Origin of the sequence: Streptomyces muensis, assembly GCF_021474425.1 — a bacterium.
GTDB lineage: Bacteria > Actinomycetota > Actinomycetes > Streptomycetales > Streptomycetaceae > Streptomyces > Streptomyces muensis.
The window spans coordinates 1-2552 of the sequence record NZ_JAKEIP010000509.1 but is presented as its reverse complement, the minus strand read 5'-3'; the positions used below and the strand labels follow the sequence as shown (position 1 = coordinate 2552).

3 protein-coding genes are annotated in these 2552 nt (G+C 70.3%); 2 read left to right on the top strand and 1 reads right to left on the bottom strand.

All coding sequences use genetic code 11. From position 1 onward, the window contains the following. The first annotated feature begins 139 nt into the window (after positions 1-139). Both L0P92_RS43805 and ppgK read left to right on the top strand, forming a co-directional pair. The gene (locus L0P92_RS43805; RefSeq protein ID WP_234768707.1) at positions 140-1174 is read left to right on the top strand and encodes a 4-hydroxy-3-methylbut-2-enyl diphosphate reductase; all 1035 of its coding nucleotides are present in this window, start codon (positions 140-142) and stop codon (positions 1172-1174) included. A 29-nt stretch (positions 1175-1203) separates the two neighbouring features. Beyond that, positions 1204-1953 carry a polyphosphate--glucose phosphotransferase gene (ppgK, locus tag L0P92_RS43800; RefSeq protein WP_234768706.1) on the top strand — a complete coding sequence of 250 codons (750 nt, stop codon included), beginning with the start codon at positions 1204-1206 and terminating at the stop codon, positions 1951-1953. A 72-nt stretch (positions 1954-2025) separates the two neighbouring features. Here ppgK and L0P92_RS43795 read toward each other — a convergent pair. After that, positions 2026-2552 (bottom strand): DUF6542 domain-containing protein (locus L0P92_RS43795; protein WP_234768705.1); only part of this gene is annotated, 527 nt, incomplete at its 5' end.

Sequence of the window (2552 nt, the reverse complement as noted above, 5' to 3'; positions counted from 1 at the left end):
GGCGGAGCCCCAGGGATGGGACGGGTAGGGGCGGCGGGGGCGAGGAGACCCGGCCGTTTCCCACCCCTCACAACCCCGGTCACTCCATGCACCAAGCCGTCACCCACGCGATCTTCGCCCCGCCGTACGCACCCTTACGATGGGACGCATGACTGCTTCGCCAGGCCGCCGTGTCCTGCTCGCCGCCCCCCGTGGCTACTGCGCGGGAGTGGACCGCGCCGTGATCGCCGTCGAGAAAGCCCTGGAGCAGTACGGCGCTCCGGTGTACGTCCGGCACGAGATCGTCCACAACAAGTACGTCGTACAGACCCTGGAGAAGAAGGGCGCCGTCTTCGTCGAGCGGACGGAGGAGGTCCCGCCGGGGAACATCGTGATGTTCTCCGCGCACGGCGTCGCCCCCGTCGTCCACGAGGAGGCCGCGCGCGGCAAGCTGGCCACCATCGACGCGACCTGCCCGCTCGTCACCAAGGTCCACAAGGAAGCCGTCCGCTTCGCCAATGAGGACTACGACATCCTCCTCATCGGCCACGAGGGCCACGAGGAGGTCATCGGTACCTCCGGCGAGGCACCGGACCACATCCAGCTCGTCGACGGCCCCGGCGACGTCGCCAAGGTCGAGGTCCGCGACGACTCGAAGGTCGTCTGGCTCTCCCAGACCACCCTCTCCGTCGACGAGACCATGGAGACCGTCGACGCCCTCAAGGAGAAGTTCCCGCAGCTCATCTCCCCGCCCAGCGACGACATCTGCTACGCCACGCAGAACCGTCAGCTCGCCGTGAAGCAGATGGGCGCCGAGGCCGAGCTGGTCATCGTGGTCGGCTCCCGCAACTCCTCCAACTCCAAGCGCCTGGTCGAGGTCGCCAAGCTCGCCGGCTCCCGCGAGGCCTACCTCGTGGACTTCGCGAGCGAGATCGACGAAGCCTGGCTGGAGGGCGTGACGACGGTCGGCGTCACCTCCGGCGCCTCCGTCCCGGAGGTGCTGGTCGAAGAGGTCCTGGAGTGGCTGACCCAGCGCGGCTACGGCGACGTGGAGCTGGTCAAGGCGGCCGAGGAGTCGATCACCTTCTCGCTGCCCAAGGAACTCCGCCGCGACCTGCGCGAGGAGGCGGCCGCGCTGATCGCCGAGCGCACCGGGTCCACGGTCGCCGGCGACTCCGGCAACTCCGGGGAGTGACTGTCGGTCCCGCGTCGTAACGTAGGGCCATGCAGATCTTCGGCTTGGACATCGGTGGATCCGGGATCAAGGGTGCCCCGGTGGACCTCGAAAGAGGCGATCTCGCTCAGGAGCGCTTCAAGGTGCTCACTCCGCACCCGGCCACGCCCGACGGGGTGGCCGACGGTGTGAAGCAGGTCGTCGAGCACTACGGCTGGACCGGGCCGGTCGGGCTCACCTTCCCCGGTGTGGTCACCGACGGATCCACGATCCGTACGGCGGCCAACGTCGACAAGAGCTGGATCGACACGGACGCGCGCGCGTTGTTCAGCGACCGCCTCGGCGGCCTCCCGGTGACCGTCGTGAACGACGCGGACGCGGCCGGCGTCGCCGAGATGCACTTCGGTGCGGGCCGCGACCGCCGGGGCACCGTGATCCTCCTCACCTTCGGCACGGGCATCGGCAGCGCGGTCTTCATCGACGGCCGCCTCGTCCCCAACACCGAGCTGGGCCACCTCGAACTCCACGGCCACGACGCCGAGAAGCGCGCCTCCAGCAAGGCGAAGGAGGACGAGGACCTGACGTGGGAGCACTGGGCCCACCGGGTCCAGAAGTACCTCGCCCATGTCGAGATGCTGTTCTCCCCGGAGCTGTTCATCATCGGCGGCGGGGTGAGCCGCAAGTCCCACAAGTTCCTGCCCCACATCCAGGGCATCAAGGCGGACATCGTCCCGGCGCAGTTGCAGAACAACGCGGGGATCGTGGGCGCGGCGATGCACGCGGCGGAGAAGGACGGCTGATCGGGGACGGCCCGCCGGCGGACGTAGGCCAGTCAGTCGGCTGTTGGCCGACGGTCGCGGTCACGGTCGCGGTCACGTGGAGCGTCGTCGGGCCGCCGCCCTGAGTGCCACCAGACGGGCCCTTCGCACGAGCACGACGAGACCGGCGATCAGCGTCCCCCCGTACAGCCATCCGGCCTGTGTGGCGAGGGCCGTGAAGAGCCCCATCAGATGACCGCCGATCCCGCCGCCCTCGTCGGCCACCGGAACCAGCCCCACCGCGAACGCGATCGGCACCACCACCGGCGCGGTCATCAGCTCGCTCCGGCGCACCCACACCGCGGTCAGCGCGCACACCGGCAGGAACAGCACGCTGTACACGGTGAGCGACGACCCGAGCAGCAGCGCGTCGAGGTGACCGAGCACCAGCATCACGGCACCGCAGAACAGTCCGCAGCCGAGGCCGGTGAGCCGGGGGTTGGGAAACCGCCGTACGGCCCGCGGCACGGGCCGCGCCCCGGGGCGCCGTACGGCCGCTGCCGCCGGGGCCGTACTCGGACGGCGCTGGGAGACGGGTCGGGTGGCGCGGACGGGCTGGTGGCCGGACGCGGAGGGACGGG

Coding starts and splice junctions, on each gene's coding strand:
- L0P92_RS43805 (WP_234768707.1), top strand. CDS start 140: ATGGGACGCATGACTGCTTCGCCAGGCCGCCGTGTCCTGCTCGCCGCC.
- ppgK (WP_234768706.1), top strand. CDS start 1,204: ATGCAGATCTTCGGCTTGGACATCGGTGGATCCGGGATCAAGGGTGCC.